The organism is Stenotrophomonas sp. AS012628 (assembly GCF_010608305.1).
Lineage (GTDB): Bacteria > Pseudomonadota > Gammaproteobacteria > Xanthomonadales > Xanthomonadaceae > Stenotrophomonas > Stenotrophomonas geniculata.
Genome location: NZ_VMBJ01000006.1, coordinates 79,318 through 99,394, shown reverse-complemented (window position 1 = coordinate 99,394; position 20,077 = coordinate 79,318). Strand labels below are relative to the sequence as shown.

Annotated in this window: 20 protein-coding genes; 7 read left to right on the top strand and 13 right to left on the bottom strand. The window is 67.4% G+C overall.

Going from position 1 to position 20,077, the window contains the following annotated elements; genetic code table 11:
* Positions 1-117: 117 nt before the first annotated feature.
* From G5A07_RS05030 to G5A07_RS05010, 5 genes are all read right to left on the bottom strand, one after another.
* Complete coding sequence (locus G5A07_RS05030) at positions 118-1,374, bottom strand: cysteine desulfurase (RefSeq protein ID WP_010483557.1); 1,257 nt, start codon at positions 1,372-1,374, stop codon at positions 118-120.
* Positions 1,371-2,633, bottom strand: coding sequence for a Fe-S cluster assembly protein SufD (gene sufD, locus G5A07_RS05025; protein ID WP_043396957.1), 1,263 nt, complete (start codon positions 2,631-2,633; stop codon positions 1,371-1,373). Before sufD ends, G5A07_RS05030 begins: the two co-directional genes overlap by 4 nt.
* Positions 2,633-3,397, bottom strand: coding sequence for a Fe-S cluster assembly ATPase SufC (sufC, locus tag G5A07_RS05020; RefSeq protein ID WP_019659403.1), 765 nt, complete (start codon positions 3,395-3,397; stop codon positions 2,633-2,635). The genes sufD and sufC overlap by 1 nt, the downstream gene beginning before the upstream one ends.
* A gap of 73 nt (positions 3,398-3,470) precedes the next feature.
* Positions 3,471-4,946, bottom strand: coding sequence for a Fe-S cluster assembly protein SufB (gene sufB / locus G5A07_RS05015; protein WP_005408435.1), 1,476 nt, complete (start codon positions 4,944-4,946; stop codon positions 3,471-3,473).
* Between the two features lie 17 nt (positions 4,947-4,963).
* Positions 4,964-5,419 carry an SUF system Fe-S cluster assembly regulator gene (locus G5A07_RS05010; RefSeq protein ID WP_005408436.1) on the bottom strand — a complete coding sequence of 152 codons (456 nt, stop codon included), beginning with the start codon at positions 5,417-5,419 and terminating at the stop codon, positions 4,964-4,966.
* Positions 5,420-5,628: 209 nt separating this feature from the next.
* Between G5A07_RS05010 and G5A07_RS05005 the strand changes: the two genes are divergently transcribed.
* Together G5A07_RS05005 and G5A07_RS05000 are read left to right on the top strand one after the other, a co-directional pair.
* Positions 5,629-6,096, top strand: a complete 468-nt coding sequence (locus G5A07_RS05005; RefSeq protein WP_191862952.1) for an SET domain-containing protein-lysine N-methyltransferase — start codon at positions 5,629-5,631, stop codon at positions 6,094-6,096.
* A gap of 145 nt (positions 6,097-6,241) precedes the next feature.
* Complete coding sequence (locus tag G5A07_RS05000; protein ID WP_010483547.1) at positions 6,242-6,784, top strand: type 1 glutamine amidotransferase domain-containing protein; 543 nt, start codon at positions 6,242-6,244, stop codon at positions 6,782-6,784.
* A 38-nt stretch (positions 6,785-6,822) separates the two neighbouring features.
* On the opposite strand, the gene G5A07_RS04995 is transcribed toward G5A07_RS05000, so the two are convergent.
* The 4 genes from G5A07_RS04995 to G5A07_RS04980 form a co-directional block, all read right to left on the bottom strand.
* Positions 6,823-7,419, bottom strand: coding sequence for a DUF1439 domain-containing protein (locus G5A07_RS04995; protein ID WP_191862951.1), 597 nt, complete (start codon positions 7,417-7,419; stop codon positions 6,823-6,825).
* An 82-nt stretch (positions 7,420-7,501) separates the two neighbouring features.
* Positions 7,502-8,050, bottom strand: a complete 549-nt coding sequence (locus G5A07_RS04990) for a hypothetical protein (RefSeq protein WP_191862950.1) — start codon at positions 8,048-8,050, stop codon at positions 7,502-7,504.
* Between the two features lie 55 nt (positions 8,051-8,105).
* Entirely contained in the window at positions 8,106-8,414 is a 309-nt protein-coding gene (locus G5A07_RS04985; protein WP_010483541.1) for a DUF3861 family protein, read from the bottom strand.
* 254 nt (positions 8,415-8,668) lie between these two features.
* Complete coding sequence (locus G5A07_RS04980) at positions 8,669-9,067, bottom strand: HU family DNA-binding protein (RefSeq protein WP_010483539.1); 399 nt, start codon at positions 9,065-9,067, stop codon at positions 8,669-8,671.
* A gap of 372 nt (positions 9,068-9,439) precedes the next feature.
* Here G5A07_RS04980 and G5A07_RS04975 point away from each other — a divergent pair, with 372 nt between their 5' ends.
* Positions 9,440-9,871, top strand: coding sequence for an OsmC family protein (locus G5A07_RS04975; RefSeq protein WP_005408443.1), 432 nt, complete (start codon positions 9,440-9,442; stop codon positions 9,869-9,871).
* A 99-nt stretch (positions 9,872-9,970) separates the two neighbouring features.
* On the opposite strand, the gene G5A07_RS04970 is transcribed toward G5A07_RS04975, so the two are convergent.
* Entirely contained in the window at positions 9,971-10,849 is an 879-nt protein-coding gene (locus G5A07_RS04970) for a PhzF family phenazine biosynthesis protein (RefSeq protein WP_191862949.1), read from the bottom strand.
* A gap of 90 nt (positions 10,850-10,939) precedes the next feature.
* Positions 10,940-11,812, bottom strand: a complete 873-nt coding sequence (locus G5A07_RS04965) for a PhzF family phenazine biosynthesis protein (protein WP_043396944.1) — start codon at positions 11,810-11,812, stop codon at positions 10,940-10,942.
* Between the two features lie 75 nt (positions 11,813-11,887).
* Here G5A07_RS04965 and G5A07_RS04960 point away from each other — a divergent pair, with 75 nt between their 5' ends.
* From G5A07_RS04960 to murD, 3 genes are all read left to right on the top strand, one after another.
* Entirely contained in the window at positions 11,888-14,482 is a 2,595-nt protein-coding gene (locus G5A07_RS04960) for a bifunctional aspartate kinase/diaminopimelate decarboxylase (protein WP_191862948.1), read from the top strand.
* A 76-nt stretch (positions 14,483-14,558) separates the two neighbouring features.
* Complete coding sequence (gene murL, locus G5A07_RS04955; RefSeq protein ID WP_191862947.1) at positions 14,559-15,911, top strand: UDP-N-acetyl-alpha-D-muramoyl-L-alanyl-L-glutamate epimerase; 1,353 nt, start codon at positions 14,559-14,561, stop codon at positions 15,909-15,911.
* Positions 15,892-17,301 (top strand): UDP-N-acetylmuramoyl-L-alanine--D-glutamate ligase, encoded by a 1,410-nt coding sequence (gene murD, locus G5A07_RS04950; RefSeq protein WP_191862946.1) that lies wholly within the window; start codon positions 15,892-15,894, stop codon positions 17,299-17,301. The genes murL and murD overlap by 20 nt, the downstream gene beginning before the upstream one ends.
* Before the next feature lie 60 nt (positions 17,302-17,361).
* On the opposite strand, the gene G5A07_RS04945 is transcribed toward murD, so the two are convergent.
* Entirely contained in the window at positions 17,362-17,955 is a 594-nt protein-coding gene (locus G5A07_RS04945; RefSeq protein ID WP_019337089.1) for an SMI1/KNR4 family protein, read from the bottom strand.
* A 133-nt stretch (positions 17,956-18,088) separates the two neighbouring features.
* Here G5A07_RS04945 and G5A07_RS04940 point away from each other — a divergent pair, with 133 nt between their 5' ends.
* On the top strand, positions 18,089-18,874 hold the full coding sequence (locus tag G5A07_RS04940) for a dienelactone hydrolase family protein (protein WP_019337088.1): 786 nt from the start codon (positions 18,089-18,091) through the stop codon (positions 18,872-18,874).
* Positions 18,875-18,988: 114 nt separating this feature from the next.
* On the opposite strand, the gene G5A07_RS04935 is transcribed toward G5A07_RS04940, so the two are convergent.
* The gene (locus G5A07_RS04935; RefSeq protein WP_010483521.1) at positions 18,989-19,987 is read right to left on the bottom strand and encodes a polyprenyl synthetase family protein; all 999 of its coding nucleotides are present in this window, start codon (positions 19,985-19,987) and stop codon (positions 18,989-18,991) included.
* Between the last annotated feature and the right edge of the window lie 90 nt (positions 19,988-20,077).

Genomic DNA, 20,077 nt, shown 5'->3' with positions numbered 1-20,077 from the left:
TTCCTGGCATCACTCAGCATTTCCCCGTTACGCCTCTGCTTGCTTGCGTCCAGCGCGCAATAAAAAACGCCGCAGTTCCCTGCGGCGTTCTCGTAGTTCCCTGATTCTGGCGAATCCTCAGCCCAGCAGCTTCCGCACCTTGGTTAGTGCGGTCATGAACCGCTCGATCTCGGCATGCGTGTTGTAGAACGCCAGCGAAGCTCGGCAGGTAGCCGCGACGCCGAAGTACTGCAGCAGCGGATGCGCGCAGTGCTGGCCAGAGCGCACGGCCACGCCTTCCAGATCCAGAAGGGTGGCCAGGTCGTGCGCATGTGCGCCATCGATCAGGAACGAGACCACGGCGGCCTTCTCCGGCGCTTCGCCGATGATGCGCAGACCGTCGACGCGGCGCAGCTCTTCGGTGAAGTGCGCCAGCAGTTCGGCCTCGCGGGCTTCCACGTTCTCCTGGCCAAGCTGCTGCAGGTAGTCGGCAGCCACACCCAGGCCGATGAAACCGGCGATGTTCGGGGTGCCGGCTTCGAACTTGTGCGGGGCATCGTTGAACACGGTGCCGTCGAAGCTGACTTCCTTGATCATCTCGCCGCCACCGAGGAACGGCGGCATCGCATCCAGATGCTCGCGGCGCGCCCACAAGGCGCCGGTGCCGGTCGGGCCGCACATCTTGTGGCCGGTAATGGCGTAGAAGTCGCAGCCGATCGCGGCGACATCGACCTTGCGGTGCGGCACGGCCTGCGAGCCATCGACCACGGTGATGATGCCGCGCTTGCGCGCTTCACGGCAGATTTCGCGCACCGGATTGACCGTGCCCAGCACGTTGGAGACATGGGTGACGGCCAGCAGCTTGACCTCCGGGGTCATCGCCGCGCGCAGCGCATCCAGATCGAGTGCGCCGTCAGGCGTGATCTCGGCCACGCGGATGGTGGCGCCGGTACGCTGCGCGACCAGCTGCCACGGCACAATGTTGGCGTGGTGCTCCATGCGCGTGATCAGGATCACGTCACCGGCCTTCAGCCGCGGCAGCGCCCACGAGTAGGCCACCAGGTTGATGGCGAAGGTGGTGCCGCTGCACAGCACCAGGTCGCTGGGGCGCACGTTGAGGAAGCGTGCCAGCGTGTTGCGTGCGCCTTCGTAGGCGTCGGTGGCTTCGCTGCCCAGTGCATGCACCGCGCGGCTGACGTTGGCGTTGTAGCGGCGGTAGAACTCGTCCACCGCGCCGATCACCTGCACCGGCTTCTGGCCGGTGTTGGCATTGTCGAAATAGACCAGCGGCTTGCCATGCACTTCACGCATCAGCAGCGGGAAGTCGAGGCGGACGCGGTCCCAGTCGGGGGCGCCGGTGCGTTCTTCGATCGGGCGCGGCGTGGACAGGTTCATGCCACACCTGCCTCGGCCAGCGCCTTGTCCAGACGGTGTGCCAGCTGCGCACGCAGTGCGTCCGGCAGGATCTTCAACGGCTCGTGGCAGAACGCGGCGCTCAGCAGTGCCTGCGCCTGTGCCTGCGGCAGGCCGCGCGAGCGCAGGTAGAACAGCGCGTTGGCATCGAGCTGGCCGACAGTCGCACCGTGCGCGGCCTTCACTTCATCGGCGTCGATCACCAGCGTCGGCTGGGTGTCGATCTCGGCATCGGCCGACAGCAGCAGGTTCTTGTTGGACAGGTTCGCGTCGGTGCCATCGGCGCCTTCGCGGATCTGGATGCCACCATGGAACACCACGCGGCTGCGGTTGGCGGCGACGCCGCGCCACAGCAGTTCGCAGCTGGTATCGCGCGCGATGTGGTCGATGCCCAGGCGGGTTTCGACGTGGCGGCGGCCATTGCCAAGCAGCACGCCGTTGGCGGTCAGCTGGGCATTGTCGCCTTCGAGGCGCACGTTCAGTTCATGGCGGCTGAGCGCGGCGCCCAGTTCCAGGTCCACGCGGTGGTACTGCGCGTCGCGGGCCAGCACGGCGTCGGTGCGCAGGAAGCTGGTCTGGCGCGCGCTGCCGGCCTGGACGCGGGCGTGCTTGAGCACGGCATCGCGAGCGACGTGGGCATGCAGCACGGTGTTGTCCAGGTGGGCGGAGTCACCCACGCTGAAGCGGTGCTCGACCACGCCCAGGCTGGCGCCGGCACGCAGTTCGATCAGGTGGCGGTGATGCCAGGCCAGGTCGGTGTCACCGGCGACGCTGGCGAACACCAGCTGCAGCGGCACGTCGACCTGCACGCCTTCATCCACGCGCAGCACCACGCCTTCATCGGCCAGCGCGGCATTCAGGCGGGCGAAGATCTCCTCGCTGCGCTCGTAGCGGCGGCCAAGGAAACGCACGGCGTCTTCGCCGGCGGCCAGTGCGGCCGACAGCGGCTGCAGCTGCACGCCGGCCGGCAAGGCCTGCACGTCGCTCAGCGCGGCGTCCAGGCGGCCGTTGACGAACACCAGGCGCGGTGCCGGGATGTCCTCCAGCAGCGCGGCATCCAGGGCCGGCGGGGACAGCGGTGCAGCCGCGAACGCACGGCGCTCCAGCTGGCGCAGCGAGGTGTACTTCCAGGCCTCGTTGCGGGCGGCCGGCAGGCCATCGCGCAGGGCCGCATCCAGCACTTCGCGGCGCGCATCGCTGCCGCAGAAGGCCTGGGCCATCGAATCAAGCAGGGCGCTCATCAGACCGCCGCCTCGGGCACGACCCGGTCCTTCAGGAAATCATAGCCGTGCGCTTCCAGTTCCAGTGCCAGCTCCGGGCCGCCACTTTTGACGATGCGGCCATCGGCCAGCACGTGCACCACGTCCGGCTTGATGTAGTCCAGCAGGCGCTGGTAGTGGGTGATGACCAGGAACGAGCGATCAGCAGCGCGCAGTGCGTTGACACCATCGGCCACGCTCTTCAGTGCATCGATGTCCAGGCCCGAGTCGGTTTCGTCCAGGATCGCCAGCTTCGGTTCCAGCACGGCCAGCTGGAAGATCTCGTTGCGCTTCTTCTCGCCACCGGAGAAGCCTTCGTTGACGCCACGGTGCAGCAGTTCGTCCTTCAGGTGCAGCACGGCCAGCTTCTGGCGCACCAGCTTGAGGAACTGCATGGAATCGAGTTCTTCCTCGCCGCGTGCCTTGCGCTGGGCGTTCAGTGCCGCGCGCAGGAAGTAGGTGTTGTTCACGCCCGGGATTTCCACCGGGTACTGGAACGCCAGGAACAGGCCGGCGGCGGCGCGTGCTTCCGGGTCCTGGTCGAGCAGGTCGACGCCGTCGAACTGCACGCTGCCTTCGGTCACTTCGTAGCCGTCGCGGCCGGCCAGGACATTGCCCAGGGTGGACTTGCCGGCGCCGTTCGGGCCCATGATGGCGTGCACCTGGCCCGGCTGGACGTCCAGCGACAGGCCCTTGAGGATTTCCTTGTCGCCGATGCGGGCGTGGAGGTTTTCGATCTTCAGCATGGTGGGGGTTTCCGTGGTGCGGGCCGGGGCCCGCCGGTAAAAAGAATGCGTTGTGCGAGGGCAGGGCGGGCGGTCAGCCCACCGAACCTTCCAGCGAGACTTCCAGCAGCTTCTTGGCTTCCACCGCGAACTCCATCGGCAGTTCGCGGAACACCTGCTTGCAGAAGCCGTCGACGATCATCGACACCGCGTCTTCCTGGCTGATGCCACGGGCGCGGCAGTAGAACAGCTGGTCGTCGGAAATCTTCGAGGTGGTGGCCTCGTGCTCGACGGTGGCGCCCGGGTTCTTCACCTCGATGTAGGGGAAGGTGTGCGCGCCGCACTGCTTGCCGATCAGCAGCGAATCGCACTGGGTGTAGTTGCGCGCGCCATCGGCATTGCGGTCCACACGCACCAGGCCGCGGTAGGTGTTCTGGCCGCGGCCGGCGCTGATGCCCTTGCTGACGATCTTGCTCTTGGTGCGCTTGCCAACGTGGATCATCTTGGTGCCGGTGTCGGCCTGCTGGCGGTGATGGGTCAGCGCCACCGAGTGGAACTCGCCCACCGAGTCGTCGCCCAGCAGCACGCAGGACGGGTACTTCCAGGTGATCGCCGAGCCGGTTTCGACCTGGGTCCAGGTGACCTTGCTGCGCGCGCCACGGCATTCGGCACGCTTGGTGACGAAGTTGTAGATGCCGCCGACGCCGTTCTCGTCGCCCGGGTACCAGTTCTGCACGGTGGAATACTTGATCTCCGCATCTTCCAGCGCGACCAGCTCGACCACGGCGGCGTGCAGCTGGTTCTCGTCGCGCATCGGCGCGGTGCAGCCTTCCAGGTAGGACACGTAGGCCTTGTCCTCGCACACGATCAGGGTACGCTCGAACTGGCCGGTGTGGCCGGCGTTGATGCGGAAGTAGGTGCTCAGCTCCATCGGGCAGCGCACGCCCTTGGGAATGAACACGAAGCTGCCATCGGAGAACACCGCCGAGTTGAGCGCGGCGAAGTAGTTGTCACCCACCGGCACCACGGTGCCCAGGTACTGGCGCACCAGCTCCGGGTGTTCCTTGATGGCCTCGGACATCGAGCAGAAGATGATGCCCTTCTCGGCCAGTTCCTTGCGGAAGGTGGTACCGACCGACACCGAGTCGAACACCGCATCCACCGCCACGCCGGCCAGCTTGGCGCGCTCGTGCAGCGGCACGCCCAGCTTGTCGTAGGTGTCCAGCAGCTCCTTGGGCACGTCATCCAGCGAGGCGTACTTCGGGCCCTTCGGCGCGGAGTAGTAGCTGAGCGCCTGCAGATCGATCGGCGCGATCTCCAGCTTGGCCCAGTCCGGCATCGGCATGGTCAGGAAGTGGCGGTAGGCGTCCAGGCGCCACTGCGTCATCCACTCCGGCTCATCCTTCTTGGCCGACAGGGCACGGATGGTGTCCTCGTCCAGGCCCGGCGGCAGGGAGTCCGATTCGATCTCGGTGATGAAGCCGGCCGAATACTTGCGGCCGAGCTGCTCGTGGATCTCGCGGTTGGGGGTGTCGTCGTGGGCGACGTTTTCGATGGTTTCGGTGGCCATGGGGGGCTGCCTACGGATCAGGAGACGACGTCGACAGCGATGGTGCGGCGCTGTTCGTCATCGGCAAGGGGGAGAGGGGGCAGGATCTGGGCGAGGGTGACATCGCGCAGGGCCTCGGAAACCACGTCGTTGATCAGCCGCCAGCTGCTGCGCGCGCCGCACTTGGGCGCCATGCCGCACTGGTGGTGGTCGTGGCTGCATTCGGTCAGGGCCAGCGGCCCTTCCATCGCTTCGACCACTTCGAACAGCGAGATCTCGATGGCCGGGCGGGTCAGCCGGTAGCCGCCACGCACGCCACGCAGGCCTTCCACCAGGCCGGCCTGGGCCAGCGGCTTGAGTACCTTGCTGACGGTGGGCGGCTCCAGACCGGTGAATTCGGCCAGCTCGGTGGCACTGAGCACCTCGCCCGGACGGGCGGCGAGCACGGTCAGTACGACGGTGGCGTAATCGGTGAGTTTGGTGACGCGCAACATGGGGATGCGAGTGGTTCTTAAAGCGGACTGAAATTGTACGCTTTTCTTCGCCGCCATCCAACCCGGGCATTCAGCCGGCGCTGGGGCCGGGCCGGGAGAACACACCGGGGCCGTTGCCAGGGCGCAATGCTGCGCCAACGGGGTGATTTTCGCAATCACCCGGAATGGGCGAGAATCAACGTTCCTTTCGCTGCAGACTTCCCTTGCCGATGCCCAAGAAGATCCAAGCCCGCAAGTCCGCCATCCATGGCAACGGCGTGTTCGCCGTGGCCCCGATCAAGCAGGGCGAGCGCGTGATCCAGTACAAGGGCCTGCTGCGCAGCCACGGCGATGTTGATGCCGATGACAGCGGCGACGTCGAAAGCGGCCACACCTTCCTGTTCACCCTCAATGACGACTGGGTGATCGATGCCAACTACAAGGGCAATGACGCGCGCTGGATCAACCACAGCTGCGACCCGAACTGCGAGGCGGTGATCGAGGAAGACGAAGACGGCGACAGCCGTGGCGACAAGGTGTTCATCGAGGCGCTGCGTGACATCAAGCCAGGTGAGGAACTGACCTACAACTACGGCATCACCCTGGCCGAACGCCATACCGCCAAGTTGAAGAAGATCTGGGAGTGCCGCTGCGGCTCGCCCAAGTGCACCGGCACCATGCTGCAGCCCAAGCGCTGATCGTTACCGGGTAGTGCCGGCCCCGGGCCCGCCCGGCCCCGGGCGGCCACTACCCGGAGGCTCTCCACCTGCCGTGCACGGCAGGGTCACCGCCGTGCAAGGGCCTTTCTTCCATTCTGTCGGCTCCCCCAACCGGAGTGCACCCATGGCAGAGCGATTGAAGGGCAAGCAGATTGCCATCCTGGCCACCCACGGCTTCGAACAGTCCGAATTGACCGAACCCAAGCGGCTGCTGGAAGCCGAGGGCGCGCGCGTCAGCGTGGTGTCGCCCGCAAAGGAGGCGACGATCAAGGGCTGGAAGGAGAAGAACTGGGGCGACGCCGTCGCGGTGGACATTCCGCTGGATGAAGCGGATCCGGCACGCTTCGATGCCTTGGTCCTGCCCGGAGGCGTCATCAATCCGGACACGCTGCGTACCGACGAGGTTGTACTCGGCTTCATCCGGGCAGTGGATGAAGCCGGCAAGCCTGTGGCGGCCATCTGCCACGGCCCGTGGTTGCTGATCAACAGCGGCCTTGCTGAGGGGCGCGACGTGACGTCCTGGCCGTCCCTGCAGCAGGATCTGGTCAACGCAGGTGCGAAATGGCGCGATACCGCGGTTGTGATCGATGGAAACCTGATCACCAGCCGCAAGCCGGACGACATTCCCGCCTTCAGTGAGGCGGTGGTCAAGGCACTTGCCGCCTGATGCGCTACGGGTAGTGCCGGCCAGCGGCCGGCACTACCTCATTTACCCAGCACGCCTGCCGGCACCAAGTTGCCCAGGTTCTGGTTGAAGGTGACCACCAGTTTGCCGTTCTTCACCTGTGCCGACTGCACCTGCAGTGCGCCGAGCAGGCCGGCCACGGCCGGGTCCAGCTTGTAGATCGGTTCGCGCTGGGCGTAGTCGCTCAGCCAGGCATTGAGCAGGCCGCGGGTGCGCGAATCGAGGCGACCGCCCTGGTTGGCCGGGGTGAAGTCATCCACGCTCGGCTGCTGCAGGTGGAAGCCCTGGGTCTGCGCGTCGTAGCGCAGGCCGCTGCTGAGCTTCACCGTTCCCAGCTTGGACGGGTTGCTACCGGCGGTGGCCAGTGCGACGTCCATGCCCAGGTTCAACCGTTCGCCGGCCGGAAGGCTCAGCTGCGGATGGCTCATGGTCAGGGCGATCAGGCCCCCCAGGGCGTCCTGGGTGCGCGGGAAGCTGCCATCGAGGTACTGCTGCACGTCGCTGGCACCGACCGACAGTTCGCGGCCGGAAATGGAAGGGGCGGCCTGGGCGCCGATCGCAGCAGCGATCAGCACGGTGGAGGCCGCGAGGCTGGTCATCAGGGAACGCAGGCGCATGGCGGTGACCGGTGAATGCGGAATGGATGGACCAAAGAGTAGCCTTGCCGGCTGAATCGCGCGTGCATGCCGCTGCAACGGTTCAGTCCAGCGATGGCCGCAGTTGCGCCGACTGGATCTGCCAGGCGCGGCCATCGCTGCTGGGCTGCACGCGGTACCAGCCGCCGAAGCGGAAGGTGCCCTCAGCGGTCACCGCGCGGATCTGCACCGGAACCTCCAGCAGCTGCGGTGGCTGGTGACCGTCGCGCGCGACTGGCAGTTCGCTGGTCAGGCGCAGGCTGCGCACGTCCGTGAGCTGGCGCAATGCGGCATCGTCGGCGCGTCGTGCATCGCTGGGCGGGAAGGTCCATGCGGCGTCGATGGCCTTGCGATCGCGATTGAGCAGGGCCATGACATAGGCATTGAGCATTCCCGCCGGCAGCTCGGCCTCGGCCGCGACGGCGGCAAACAGGGGATCGACATCGATGGCCTGCACGGCCGCTGCATCGCCTTCTGCGACGGCCTGTGGCTTCGCGCGGGCAGCCGCCTCGGTCGTGGCCGGCGGAGCGGCATCCGCAGGATGAGGTTGCGATGGCGGCCGGGAACAGGCCAGCAGCACCAGCGGTGCGATCAGTATCAGGAACCTGCGCATGTCTGCCTCCTCCCCGAGGCGAACGGAAGGAGGCAGTGTATCGGCTGTGCCGCGATCAGCGGGAGGAGGGCAGCTGTTCCAGTGCATCCAGCGCCGGCAGCACCTGCGCGGCGATGGCGGCCAAGGCATGGCCTTCGGTTTCGGCGTGGCGCTGCACGATGTCGCGCAGCAGCTGGGTGGCGATCACCAGGGTCGCGCGCTCGTCGCCGCTGATGCCTGCGGTGCGCGGCGCCGCTTCCAGCAGGCGCATCAGGTCGCGGCTGGCGCGATGTTCCAGTTCGATGGTGCAGCGCCCGGTGCACTGCAACCCGTCCTTTTCGATGGGGGTCACCGAGATCCGGTAGCGGGTGGAGGGGCTGGCCATGAGGGGACGCTCGCCGTAGCTGTGGAGGATGTGCCCACCTTAGGCAAGGCCGTGCCCGGCGGCGATGGCCGGGGCTGCACGCAGTGTTCCACCCGGTACGTTCCGGGGCCGCAACGCACCACGCCCAGCCAATGGCGACGGGCCTGTACGCGCATTCCCGGGGATGCGGCAACGCTGTGTTGCGGGCTGTGGTTGGGACAAAAAAAACGGGACGGCCAGAGCCGTCCCGTCGGAATCCGCGTTGGGGCGCGCGCTTACAGCGCGGCGTCCTTCAGCTTCTTCAGCGGACGCACCTTCAGCTTGGTGGTGGCCGGCTTGGCAGCGAACCACTGCTCTTCCTTGGTGAACGGGTTGATGCCCTTGCGCTTCGGCTTGGCCGGCACATTGACGGTGGTGATCTTCAGCAGGCCCGGCAGGGTGAACGAGCCAGCGCCCTTCTTGTGCACCGAGGAGGCGACGGCGCTTTCCAGCGAGGCCAGCACAGCGCGGACGTCCTTGGCGATGACGCCGGAGGCTTCAGCGATGTGTGCAACCAGGCCGGACTTGGTCAGCACTTCCTTGATCGGCTTCGGAGCGGCCGGCTTGGCGGCTGCCTTCGTCGCGACTTTCTTCACTGCCTTCTTCGGGGCAGCCTTCTTAGCGGTCTTTGCCATGGTTTCCTGTTCCGTGAACGGTTGGTTGTTTGGTCGGCGCCGAACCCCGTCGGCAAGCGCAATGTAGGGCAACTCTCGGGCGCCGCCAATAGCCCGAAGCGCGGAAAGTGCATGTTTTTTCATATCCAGGCCGATTCAGTACATGGCCGGCAGTGGGGGATGGGGGTGTGGCAGCGCACGCCATGGCCGGCGCCCGCCCATCGTCGGAATGCGCGAAACCACTGAAAACAAGAGGGAAATGCGTTTCCGGTTGGCGAGGAAGTGTCCACGCGCCGGGTTCGGAAGACGACCTCCAGCGTGCGGCGGAGCGACGCAGGGCTAACGCCTCCCGTGCGAGGGTGACCGTTCATCACCGTCACGCAGGAGCAGCACATGGGAATCTCGCGACACGCCACCGCGCACTGGGAAGGCGATCTGAAGTCGGGCAAGGGGCAGTTGAGCACGCCGCAGAGTGGCCTGCTGGACAAGACCCGCTACGGCTTCAACAGCCGTTTCGGCGACGAAAAGGGCACCAATCCGGAAGAGCTGATCGCTGCCGCGCACGCCGGTTGTTTCACCATGGCGCTGTCGGCCAAGCTCGGCGAAGCCGGCTTTACCCCGACCTCGCTGGATACCGAAGCCAAGGTCGATCTGTCGCTGGAAGGCGGCCCGCAGCTGTCGCAGATCCGGCTGAAGGTGAAGGCGGTGGTGCCGGGCATCGACGCCACGCAGTTCCGTGCGATTGCCGATGACGCCAAGCAGAACTGCCCGGTGTCCAAGGCACTGAGCGCCGTGCCGATCAGCCTGGAAGCCGAGCTGGGCTGAGCCGGCGCATCTGTAGAGCCGAGCCCAGGCTCGGCTTCTGCAGGTCCCGTGATCTGGCCGAAGAACAGCCGAGCGTGGGCTCGGCTCTACAGTGTCCCTTTACCAATCGATGGTGCCGGTGATGACGGTCTGCACCTGGCCGCCCGACCAGACCTCGCCGTCCTCGTCGACCAGCAGCGTCAGGCGCGCATCGTGGCCCACTTCGCGGCCCTGGCTGACTTCGAACGGTGCGCGGCCGCGCGGCAGCGCATCGCGCAGGTCCAGCCATGCGGCCAGCACGGCGTTGGCGGCGCCGGAGGCGGCGTCTTCGAAGCGGCGTCCATTGCCGACGAAGGCACGTACCGCCAGGTCGAAGCCCTCGCTGCCATCGCTGAAGGCATAGGCGAACACGCCCATGCTGTCGGTGGTCTCGGCCAGTGCGGCCACCGCATCCCAGTCCGGCTGCAGCGCGCGCAATGCGGCCTCATCGGCCACCTGCACCACCCACCAGCTGCGCCCGCCCTGCATGCGTGCCGGTGGCAGCGTGCCCAGCGGCCAGCCCTTCAGTGCGGCCTGCAGGCGAGGATCGGTCGCCTCGGCAGTCTCGGCCAGCTGCGCGCGCGGGGTGCGGATGGCGATGCGCTGCTGCGTACCCTCACCGCTGACGCGCAGCGGCAGGGCGCCGGCAATGCCGTCCTGCACCAGCACGCCATCGATCGGTGTGGCCAGGCCTGCCTGCAGCACCGCATGCGCCGTGCCGACGCTGGGGTGGCCGGCGAACGGCACTTCCTTCTGCGGGCTGAACATGCGCAGCCGGTAGCTGGCACCGGGTGCCTGCGGTGGAAACACGAAGGTGGTTTCGGGCAGTCGCGTCCAGCGGGCGATGGCCTGCATGCTGGCATCGTCCAGGCCCTCGGCATCGAGTACCACGGCCAGCGGGTTACCGGCGCCGGCGCGCGGGGAGAACACATCCAGCTGCAGGAAACGGCGGGTGGTCATAGGGGGCAAACTCCGTAGAACGAGAGGGGTACGGTAGCGCCGGGCCATGCCCGGCGTCCGTGTGCGGCGTTCGCCGGGCGTGGCCCGACGCTACCAATGGATGCTGCCGTCGATCACGCACTGCACCTGGCCGCCGATCCACACCGTGCCCTGCGCGTCGACCTGCACCTGCACGCGGCCATCGCGGCCCACTTCGCGGCCCTGGCTGGCCACGTAGCGGCCTTCGCGGCCGGGCAGGGCATCGCGCTGCCGCAGCCAGGCGCCGATCAGCGCATTGGCGCTGCCGGTCACCGGGTCTTCGGGTACGGCGGCCGCGTCAGCGGGGCAGAAGGCGCGCACCACGCGGGCGTGGTCGTCGCCGGGCTCGTCGGCGAACACGGCCAGGCCAGTAGCGTCGGTGGCCAGGCTCCAGTCGCGCAGGGCCGCCATGTCTGGCGCCAGTCCGCGCACGGCGGCGGCGTCGCGCAGCGGCAGCAGCCACCAGCGTGCACCGTTGTCCCACAGTTCGGGCACGTGCCCGTTGGCCGCCAGCGCCAGCAGCGTCTCCGGCGCGGCGTCCACCCTCGTGTCCAGTTGCCGTGCCGGTGGGCTGGCCAGCTGGATCTGCAGTGCCTCGGCCGGACCGCTCACCCGTACCGGCAGCAACCCCGCCGCGCATTGCTGCAGCAGGGCGCCGTCGCGCGGTTGCGCCAAGCCACAGCTCACCGCGGCCCAGGCGGCGCCGACGCTGGGGTGGCCAGCAAATGCCAGCTCGCGGGTCGGGGTGAAGATGCGGATGTGGTAGTCGGCACCCGGCGCGCTGGGGCGCAGGAAGAACACCGTCTCGGACAGATTCAGCCAGGCGGCCAGGGCCTGCATCTGGCGGCTGGAGAGCCCGTCGGCGTCCAGGATGACGCCCAGTGGGTTGCCGGTGCCGGGGCGGGGGGCGAAGACATCGAGCTGCAGGTAACGGAGGACGGCCATCTACGGGGATATTGCGCTTAGAATCAAAGGTTCCGCCCCCGAGGGCGGCTTCCCCACATTCTACATAGCCAATCCATGTCAGCTTCCCCCCTTGTCGATCGTTGGATCGTACTGAAGTTCGGCGGCACCTCGGTGTCGCGTCGTCATCGCTGGGACACGATCGGGAAGCTGGCGAAAAAACGTGCGGAAGAGACCGGCTCGCGCGTGCTGGTGGTGGTGTCGGCGTTGTCCGGGGTCACCAACGAACTGACCGCGATTGCCGATGGCGCACCGGACAGCCGTGATCGCGTGGCGGCGCTGGTCGAACGCCACGAGGGCTTCCTGGTTGAACTGGGCCTGGGCCGCGAGGTACTGGCCGAACGCCTGGCGGCGCTGCAGGGCCTGCTGGACGACGCGCGCGCCGCGACCCGTCCGCTGGACTGGCAGGCTGAAGTGCTGGGTCAGGGCGAGCTGCTGTCCTCCACCCTGGGCGCAGCCTACCTGCACGCCACGGGCCTGGACATGGGCTGGATGGATGCCCGCCAGTGGCTGGATGCGATGCCGCCGCAGCCGAACCAGAGCGACTGGTCGCAGCGCCTGTCGGTGAACTGCCAGTGGCGTGCCGATGCCGAGTGGATGCAGCGCTTCCGCGCGCAGCCGACCCGCCTGCTGATCACCCAGGGCTTCATTTCGCGGCATGCCGATGGCGGCACCGCCATCCTCGGCCGCGGTGGCTCGGATACCTCGGCGGCGTACTTCGGTGCGCTGCTCGGCGCCAGCCGCGTGGAGATCTGGACCGATGTGCCGGGCATGTTCAGCGCCAACCCGAAGGACGTGCCGGACGCGCGCCTGCTGACCCGCCTGGACTACTACGAGGCGCAGGAAATCGCCACCACCGGCGCCAAGGTGCTGCACCCGCGCTCGATCAAGCCGTGCCGCGATGCCGGCGTGCCGATGGCCATCCTCGACACCGAGCGCCCGGAACTGCCGGGCACCAGCATCGACGGCAGCGCCGCGCCGGTGCCGGGGGTAAAGGCGATCAGCCGCCGCAACGGCATCGTGCTGGTGTCGATGGAAGGCATCGGCATGTGGCAGCAGGTCGGCTTCCTGGCCGATGTGTTCAACCTGTTCAAGAAGCACGGCCTGTCGGTGGACCTGATCGGTTCGGCCGAGACCAACGTCACCGTGTCCCTGGACCCGTCCGAGAACCTGGTCAACACCGATGTGCTGGCCGCGCTGTCGGCCGACCTGTCGCAGATCTGCAAGGTGAAGGTGATCGTGCCGTGCGCGGCGATCACCCTGGTGGGCCGCGGCATGCGCTCGCTGCTGCACAAGCTGTCGGACGTGTGGGCCACCTTCGGCCGCGAGCGCGTGCACATGATCTCGCAGTCGTCCAACGACCTGAACTTGACCTTCGTCATCGACGAGGCCGATGCCGATGGCCTGCTGCCGATCCTGCACGCAGAGCTGATCGACAGCGGCGCGATGCCGGTGGAAGAGACCGAAGTGTTCGGCCCGCGCTGGCGCGAGATTGCCGGCACCGTGCGCCCGCGCGGCACGCCGTGGTGGCGCGGCCAGCGTGCGCACCTGCTGCAGCTGGCCGATGCCGGTACGCCGCGCTACGTCTACCACCTGCCGACGGTGCGCGCCCGCGCCCGTGCACTGGCCGCAATCAAGCCGATCGACCAGCGCTACTACGCGATCAAGGCCAACAGCCACCCGGCCATCCTGCAGCTGCTGGAAGCCGAAGGCTTCGGCCTGGAGTGCGTGTCGCACGGCGAGCTGAAGCATGTGTTCCAGCACCTGCCGGAACTGTCGCCCAAGCGCGTGCTGTTCACCCCCAGCTTTTGCCCGCGCAGCGAGTACGAGGCGGCGTTTGCGCTGGGCGTGACCGTGACCGTCGACAACGTGGAAGCGCTGCAGCGCTGGCCGGACCTGTTCCGTAACCGCGAGCTGTGGCTGCGCGTCGATCTGGGCCGGGGCGAGGGCCACCACGCCAAGGTCCGCACCGGTGGCAAGGAGTCCAAGTTCGGCCTGCCGATCGCCCGCGTCGACGAGTTCGTGCGCGCGGCCACCGAACTGGGCAGCCGCGTGGTGGGCCTGCATGCGCACCTGGGCAGCGGCGTGGAAACCGCGCAGCACTGGCGCCTGATGTGCGATGAGCTGGCCGGTTTCGCCCGCCGCATCGGCAGCGTACAGACCATCGATATCGGTGGCGGCCTGCCGATTCCGTACAGCGACGAAGACGAACCCTTCGACCTGGACGCCTGGGCCGAGGGCCTGGCCGAGGTAAAGGGACTGCACCCGGCATTCCGCCTGGCGATCGAGCCGGGCCGCTACCTGGTGGCCGAATCGGGCGTGCTGCTGACCCATGCCACCCAGGTGGTGGAAAAGGACGGCGTGCGCCGTGTCGGCCTGGACGCCGGCATGAACGCACTGATGCGCCCGGCGCTGTACGACGCCTGGCATGACATCGAGAACCTCAGCCGGCAGGGGGGGTATGCCGAAGCGGCGTTCGATGTGGTCGGGCCGATCTGTGAATCCAGCGATGTGTTCGGCAAGCGCCGCAAGCTGCCGGTGTCCACTGCGCCGGACGACGTGATGCTGATCGCCGATGCCGGTGCCTACGGCTATGTGATGGCCAACACCTACAACCAGCGGATGCTGCCGCGCGAAGACGTGATCGAATGACCACCGCGCGCGCCCTGCACCCGCCCACCGACACGCCCCGCGCCTTCGCGCGGGCCCGTGCCTGACCGGATACACCATGACTGCTTTCGACAAACACCAGGTTTCCCGCTTCCGCTTCGTCCGCTGCGACTTCGCAGCGGATACCGGCGTGGCCCGGCTGGTCTACGCCTTCGACGACGGCCCGGAGATGGTGGAAACCATCACCGTGCCCGGCGCCCCGTTCGTGCTGGACGAGGCGCGCGCCGCCGCCGTGCAGCGTGCGCTGCAGCTGCTGCACCTGATCGCCGGCGTCAGCTACTACAAGGCCGGCGTACCGGATACGGTCAGCATCGACAGTTACAGCATCGATGCCGATACCGCCGCACTGGTGGAGACCATTTACCTCAATGGCCTGGGCGAATTCGCCTACCGCAACGGCCTGAACCTGCGCGGCCGCTTCCGGTTGCCGGTGCAGGGCGAGGCCGTGCAGACGCCGGCGCTGGGCCTGCGGCCGCACGCGCTGGTGGCCATCGGCGGCGGCAAGGATTCGCTGGTCAGCATCGAAGCGCTGCGCCGTGCCGGCGTGGACGAGACGGTGACCTGGATCGGTGGCTCGCAGCTGATCCGTGCGTGCGCCGAGCGCACCGGCCTGCCGACATTGAACCTGGGCCGCACGCTGGCACCGGAACTGTTCGAGCTCAACCGCCAGGGCGCCTGGAACGGCCATATCCCGGTGACGGTGGTGAACTCGGCAATCATGGTGCTGGCCGCCCTGCTGCACGGCGTGGACCAGGTCGTGTTCTCCAACGAGCGTTCGGCCAGCTACGGCAGCCAGATTCCGGGCACCGGCGAAGTGAACCACCAGTGGTCCAAGGGCTGGGCCTGCGAGCAGGCGTTCGGCAGCCATGTGCGGAAGTACGTGGCGGCGGATCTGCAGTACTACTCGCTGCTGCGACCGATGTCCGAGCTGGCGGTGGCCCGCCAGTTCGCCAAGACTGATTTCTACGACGCGCACTTCTCCAGCTGCAACCGCAATTTCCACATCCTCGGCGAGCGCCCGGTGAACCGCTGGTGTGGCGTCTGCCCGAAGTGCCATTTCGTGTTCCTGGCGCTGGCCCCGTTCATGCCCAAGACGCGCCTGGTGCGCATCTTCGGCCGCAACCTGCTGGACGATGCCGAGCAGGCCGGTGGCTTCGATGCGCTGCTGGAATTCCAGGACCACAAGCCGTTCGAGTGCGTGGGTGAAGGCCGCGAATCGCGTGCGGCGATGGCGACGCTGGCGCAGCGCCCGGAGTGGAAGGAAGACGTGCTGGTGAAGCGCTTCTGCAACGAGATCCAGCCGCAGCTGGATGCCGCCGAACTGGAACTGACGCCGCTGCTGCAGCTGCAGGGCGAGCACCGCGTTCCGGCTGCGCTGTGGGAACGGGTGCGTGAAGATTTCGAAGCTTGAGGGAAAGCGCGTTGCGCTGTGGGGCTGGGGCCGTGAGGGCCGCGCCGCGTTTGCGGTGCTGCGTGAGCGCCTGCCAACGCTTGGCCTGAGCCTGTTCTGCCCGGCCGCTGAAGCCGAAGCCGCGCGTGCGGAAACGCAGGGCGCGCTGCAGGTGCTTGGCGAACCCTCGGCCGAAGCGCTGGCCGCGTTCGATGTGGTGATCAAGTCGCCCGGCATCAGCCCTTACCAGCCGATCGCGCTGGCGGCGGCAGAGCAGGGCACCACCTTCATCGGCGGCACCGCGCTGTGGTTTGCCGAACACACGGCCGACGACGGCATCGTGCACGACACCGTGTGCGTGACCGGTACCAAGGGCAAGAGCACCACCACCGCCTTGGTCGCGCACCTGCTGCGTGCCGCCGGCCATCGCACCGGCCTGGTCGGCAACATCGGCCTGCCGCTGCTGGAAGTGCTGGATCCGCAGCCGGCACCCGAGTATTGGGCGGTGGAACTGTCCAGTTACCAGACCGGTGAAGTGGCGCGCAGTGGCGCTCATCCGCAGGTGGCGGTGGTACTGAACCTGTTCCCCGAACACCTGGACTGGCACGGCAGCGAACAACGCTACATCGAAGACAAGCTGCGGCTGGTGACTGAAGCTGCGCCGAGCATCGCCGTGCTCAATGCCGCCGATCCGCATCTGGCCGCGCTGTCGTTGCCCGACAGTGAGGTGGTCTGGTTCAACCAGCCGCAGGGGTGGCACATGCGCGCTGACATCGTGCATCGCGGCGAACAGGCGGTGTTCGATACCCGCAACACGCCGCTGCCGGGCCGCCACAACCGCGGCAACCTGTGCGCGGTGCTGGCTGCACTGGAAGCGCTGGGCCTGGACGCGGTGGCGCTGGCACCGGCGGTGCAGGATTTCCGCCCGCTGCCGAACCGCCTGCAGCGGATTGGCGTGGCCGATGGCCTGACCTACGTCAACGATTCGATCAGCACCACGCCGCATGCCAGCCTGGCCGCGCTGGAATGCTTCGCCGGGCAGCGCATCGCGCTGCTGGTGGGCGGGCATGACCGCGGCCTGGACTGGACCGATTTCATGCAGCACATGGCGCACGACGTGCCGCCGGTGGAGATTGTGACCATGGGCAGCAACGGCCCGCGCATCCACGCGATGCTGCAGCCGCTGGCCGATGCCGGTCGCTTCGGCCTGCACGCCGCCGGCGACCTGCCCGAGGCGATGGCGCTTGCACGCGCGGCGCTGGGTGCGCAGGGCGGGGTGGTGCTGCTGTCGCCGGGCGCGCCCAGTTTTGGTGCCTACCGCGATTACGTGGCGCGTGGTCGCCATTTCGCCGAACTGGCCGGATTCGACCCGGACAGCATCAGCGCGATTCCGGGGTTGGGCATCGCCTGAGGGTAGTTCCGGCCGCTGGCCGGCAACCCAGCGGGGAATTCATCCACCCATGGCGTGGATCTACTGGTCTTCGTCGATGAACGCGTAATCGCCATCGATCAGCTGCTGCAGGTACGCATCGAAGCTCGGTGCGATCACCGCGTAGCTGTCCGGATCGTGCAGGTAGCGCACCACCTGGCCGACGGTGCCGCCCGGTGCCGGATCGAAATCCAGATACAGCATCGAGGTGCCACCGTTGTTCATGCAGTGCGAGAAACACAGCCGGCGGCTCATCGGCAGATCCGCATCGATGCCCTCGCCGAGAATCTCCGGTTCGTCATCCAGCCACTCTTCGTAGATGGAACGGATGCTGTCGTCCCACCGCTGCTGGTCCTCGAAGATCTGCGCGACCGATCGCAGGTAGTACGGATAGCCGCCGTCCTCGACATCCGAGCCGAGCATCAGCACGCAGACCTTGCCCGCGGGGTACTCCCGGTAGTGGGTGCCATCCACGCGCGACAGCAGCTCCACCAGGCTGCCCGGCACCTGCGGCCACTGCACACGCAGGCGCTGCAGGTCTTCGGCGCTGGCGCCCTGGACATGTGCCCACTGCGGGGCATCCTCGGCAGGCAAACGCGGGATCAGGCCAGACAGAAAGCGATCAACAAGATTCATGCGAAAAAAGGGGACGGAGGGGATTAAGTCGTATCCAACCACACCTGCGTCACGCCGCCAATGCAGAATGCGACGCGGGAGGGGCGATTACGGCTTAATCCCCTCCGTCCCCTTTTTCTTGCGGAGCAGGCGCATGAATCGTTGGCGATGCGGTGTGGCGATGATCCTGGGGCTGGCGGCGATGCCGGCGTGGGCGGCGATGAAGACGCAGCCGGTGGAATGGAAACACCAGGGCACGACCTTCAGTGGCGTGCTGGTCTATGACGACGGCGAGCATGACAAGCGCCCTGGCCTGGTGATGGTGCCGAACTGGAAGGGCGTGAACGAATCGGCCATCGAGAAGGCCAAGCAGCTGGCCGGTGACGACTACGTGGTGCTGGTGGCCGATGTCTACGGCAAGGGTGTGCGGCCGAAGACCGATGCCGAGGCCGGGCCGGTGGCGACCAAGCTGCGCAACGACCGGCCGTTGCTGCGTGCCCGCGCGCTGGAGGCGGTGAACGTGCTCAAGGCGCAGGCCGGCAAGGTGCCGCTGGATGCCAGCCGGATCGGCGCGGTGGGCTTCTGTTTTGGCGGCACCACGGTGCTGGAGCTGGCCCGGGCCGGTGCGCCGCTGGCCGGTGTGGTGAGCCTGCACGGTGGATTGGGCTCGCCGTTGCCGGCGCAGGCCGGTGGCAGCCATCCGTCGGTGCTGGTGCTCAATGGCGCCGACGACAAGAGCGTGACCGCCGAGGATATCGCCGGTTTCCAGAAGGAAATGAACGCGGCCAAGGTCGATTGGGAGTTCACCAACTACAGTGGTGCGGTGCACTGCTTTGCCGAGCGCGATGCCAACAGTCCGCCGGGCTGCCAGTACAACGAACGGGCGGCCAAGCGCGCGTGGAAGGCGCTGGATGAGTTCTTCGAGGAGCGGTTCCGGTAAACAAAGGCGTGCCGACCAAGGTTGGCACCCACCGATGTTCCAGTGCCGACCAATGGTCGGCATCCACCCACAGCCACGGTAGGTGCCGACCGTTGGTCGGCACACCTCAACCGATCAATGCGAGCGCTGCACCGCGTAGCGGGCCAGGCCGCGCAGGGCGGCGACCGCGTCGTTGTCGCCCAGGCCATCGAGCGCGCGCTCGGCGGCTTCGGCGTATTCCTCCGCACGCGCGCGGCTGTACTCCAGGCCGCCGGTGGCGCGGATCGCGGCCAGCACTTCCGGCATCGCCGAGGCATCGCCGTCCTGCACGATGGTGCGCAGGCGCTCACGGGTGGCGTCGTCGGAGTGCGCCATCGCGTGGATCAGCGGCAGCGTCGCCTTGCCTTCGGCCAGATCATCGCCCAGGTTCTTGCCCAGTTCGTCGGCGTTGGCCGAGTAGTCCAGCACGTCGTCGGCGATCTGGAACGCGTAGCCCAGGTGCATGCCGTAGTCGAACAGGGCCTGTTGCTTGGCTTCGTCCACGCCACTGGCCAGCGCGCCCAGGCGGGTGCCGGCGGCGAACAGCACCGCGGTCTTGCGCTCGATCACGCGGAGGTACGCGGCTTCGTCGGTATCGGGGTTGTGCACGTGCAGCAGCTGCAACACCTCACCCTCAGCGATGCGGTTGGTGGCATCGGCCAGGATCTGCATCACCGACATGCGCTCCAGTTCGACCATCAGCTGGAAGCTGCGCGAGTACAGGAAGTCGCCGACCAGCACGCTCGGTGCATTGCCCCAGAGCGCGTTGGCGGTGCTGCGGCCACGGCGCAGGCTGGATTCGTCCACCACGTCGTCGTGCAGCAGGGTGGAGGTGTGGATGAACTCGATGATTGCCGCCAGCTGGTGGTGATCCGGGCCGGCCTGGCCGACCGCATGGCCGGCCAGCATGACCAGCATCGGGCGCAGGCGCTTGCCGCCGGCGGAAATGATGTGATCGGCGATCTGGTTGATCAGCACGACGTCCGAGGACAGCCGGCGCCGGATCAGGGCGTCGACGGCGGCCATGTCGGCCGCAGCAAGCGACTGGATCTGGGGCAGGCCCAGGGCGGGACGGGTGTCTTCGGTGATGGTCATGCGATCAGGCTTTCAGGCTCGCCGTTGATTATAGGCGTTGCCCGTGAACTCCGGGCGCAAACCGGACTGGCACGCCGCTGCGGCGCGGTC